A 2,441-nucleotide genomic window follows, 5' to 3' on the forward strand; every position below is an offset into this window, starting at 1 on the left:
TTCTTCCTGGGGGGTGTTTCTCGCCCCCGCCGCCCTTACCCGTTCCCATCCCGTTCCTGGGGGCTGCCGCCCCCAGACCCCCGCTTCGGCCTGAACGGCCTCGTACTCAAACGCCGGACGGGCTGAAACGCAAGGCCTCCACCACCCCGTCCCACAGCCGCACCCTCGCCTCCAGGGCGTCCGTCGCCGTCTGGGCCGCCTCCGCCCAGTGCTCGTCGCTCGTACCGCACAGGTCGGCGACCATCTGCATCGCCATCGGGGTGTGCTCCTCGCCGTCGACCTCGATGTGGCGGGACAGGTAGTCGCGGAACAGGGGGAAGCGGTCGGTGCCCTCTTCCTTGATGACCTGGTCGAACATGTCCGGGATGAGATCCTCGCGGGAGAAGGCGAAGGCGGCGGCCCGGCAGTGCAGCGGCCGGTCGTTGATGATCTCGAACGTGGTGCGGACGAACTCGGCGGCGGGACCGGGCACTTGGGCGACCCGCAGCGCGGAGTTCACGTCGTGCCCCTCGCCGACCAGGCCGATGAACGTGTCGATGCGGGACGGGTCCGCCGACGCCTCGGCCATGCCGGCCCGGTACAGCTCGAAGTGGCTGGTGTAGCCGCCGTTCAGCTCGTCGCTCTCCTCCACGAGCACGATGTCGTTGATGAGGCGCCGGCTCACCTCCGGCCCGCGCGGCACCCACGGGACGTCCACACAGGTCAGCTCGCGTTGCAGCGACTTGAGCAGCGACATGAAATCCCAGACCGCGAACACATGGTGTTCCATGAACGTCGCCAGGTGTTCCCGGGTGTTTATCCGCTGGTAAATCGGGTGGGCGGTGACTTCTTTTCGCACCGGTTCGATCACGGACCGGGCCCGCTCGATCCCTTCGTGGGTCATATCCCAGTCGTACCTGGACATGAAATCTCCCTCGCGTCGGTCGAATGGCGATCGTGCAGCTTTATCGTTCCCCCCGGCAAGTCGTTTCCTGAATTTCGGAAAAGTTACCACCGAGTACCAGGAAAGGGGTAGGAAACCACACCAAAAACCGACAACCAGCCACCTTTCCGGCACCGGGTGGGGAGATTTCGAAAATCTTCGCCCGCGATTGAACGTGATCGTTTCGTGATGCGTATATGACCCTGTGACCAGGAATCCCGTCACCATCACGGTGGCGTATCACGTGATCCCGGGCCGCGAGACCGAGTTCCATTCCTGGGGATGGGCCGTGCTGCGTGCGAGAGCGCGTGAGCCGGGTTTCCTGGGAGGTGGCGTCCTTGTCGACGGAGAGGCGGAGTGGCATGTGGTCTACCGCTTCGACAGTGAGATTACTGCCCTGGCCTGGGAGAACTCGGCCAGTTGGGCTCAGTGGGAGGCCCGGCTGGCGGGGCTCGCCCGGGAGACCGGACGCCGTACCGTCGAAGGCTCCAAGATGTGGTTCGACTCACAGACGGACCGCGTGGGTCCAGCGATACCGGCGGGACCAGCCGGACCACCACAGCCGCCGGCCAAATGGAAGCTCTGGTTCGTGAACATGAGCGCGGTTTTTCCACCCGTGCTCATATTCAATCTGACCATTCTTCCGTTCCTCGGCGGCGTCAATCCGCTCATTCGCACACTACTGCTGTGTCTGGCCGTGACGGCGCTCGTCACCTGGATCCTCATGCCGCGCCTTCAGCGCTTCTTCAAGAAATGGCTATACCCGCCGCTCCAGGCACTCCGTGGACGGCACAAAAGGCGAACCGCCTGAACAGCAGCATGAACGACGCAAGGGAGGTGGGCGGGTGAAGACCCTGCTCATCGACAATTATGACTCGTACACGTACAACCTGTTCCAGTTGATCGCGGAGGTCAACGGCGAAGAGCCGACGGTGATCCGCAACGACGCGCTGACCAGCGCAGTCGACAGTCTTCTGGAATTCGGCAAGTTCGAGAACGTGGTCGTCTCCCCCGGGCCCGGGCACCCCGCCGCCCCCCGCGACTTCGGAATCAGCGCACGTGTACTCGCCGAGTCGCGGATACCCGTACTCGGCGTCTGCCTGGGCCACCAGGGCATCGCGCTCGGCGAGAGCGGCGGCGTCGAGCCCGCCCCCGAGCCCCGGCACGGGCATCTCTCCGCGATCCGGCACGACGAGCGGGACCTCTTCAGAGGACTGCCCCAGAACTTCACCGCCGTGCGCTACCACTCCCTCTCGGTGCGCGAGCCGCTGCCCGACACCCTTGAGGCCACCGCCTGGGCCGAGGACGGCGTCCTCATGGGTCTGCGGCACCGTACGCGGCCCCTGTGGGGAGTGCAGTTCCACCCGGAGTCGGTCCTCACCGAGTACGGCCGCCGCATGCTCATGAACTTCCGCAACCTCACGGCGGAACGCGCGCGCAAGCTCCGTACGAAGAACACCGCCGTCACCCGCACGGCCGCCGCGATGCCCAAGCCCCCCTCCCCCACGCCCCCGTCCCT

Annotated in this window: 3 protein-coding genes; 2 read left to right on the forward strand and 1 reads right to left on the reverse strand. The window is 65.5% G+C overall.

The features are described 5' to 3' along the window. Positions 1 to 106: 106 nt before the first annotated feature. Entirely contained in the window at positions 107 to 904 is a 798-nt protein-coding gene (locus tag AOK08_RS39015; RefSeq protein WP_055534919.1) for a DUF3050 domain-containing protein, read from the reverse strand. Positions 905 to 1,127: 223 nt separating this feature from the next. On the opposite strand from AOK08_RS39015, the gene AOK08_RS39020 reads away from it, so the two are divergent. Beyond that, positions 1,128 to 1,733 carry a putative antibiotic biosynthesis monooxygenase gene (locus AOK08_RS39020; RefSeq protein ID WP_055534920.1) on the forward strand — a complete coding sequence of 202 codons (606 nt, stop codon included), beginning with the start codon at positions 1,128 to 1,130 and terminating at the stop codon, positions 1,731 to 1,733. Between the two features lie 34 nt (positions 1,734 to 1,767). Next, positions 1,768 to 2,441: anthranilate synthase component II (locus AOK08_RS39025; protein WP_198539528.1), on the forward strand; the 674-nt coding region annotated here is incomplete at its 3' end.

It is taken from the genome of Streptomyces graminilatus, from assembly GCF_001418565.1.
Taxonomy (GTDB): domain Bacteria; phylum Actinomycetota; class Actinomycetes; order Streptomycetales; family Streptomycetaceae; genus Streptomyces; species Streptomyces graminilatus.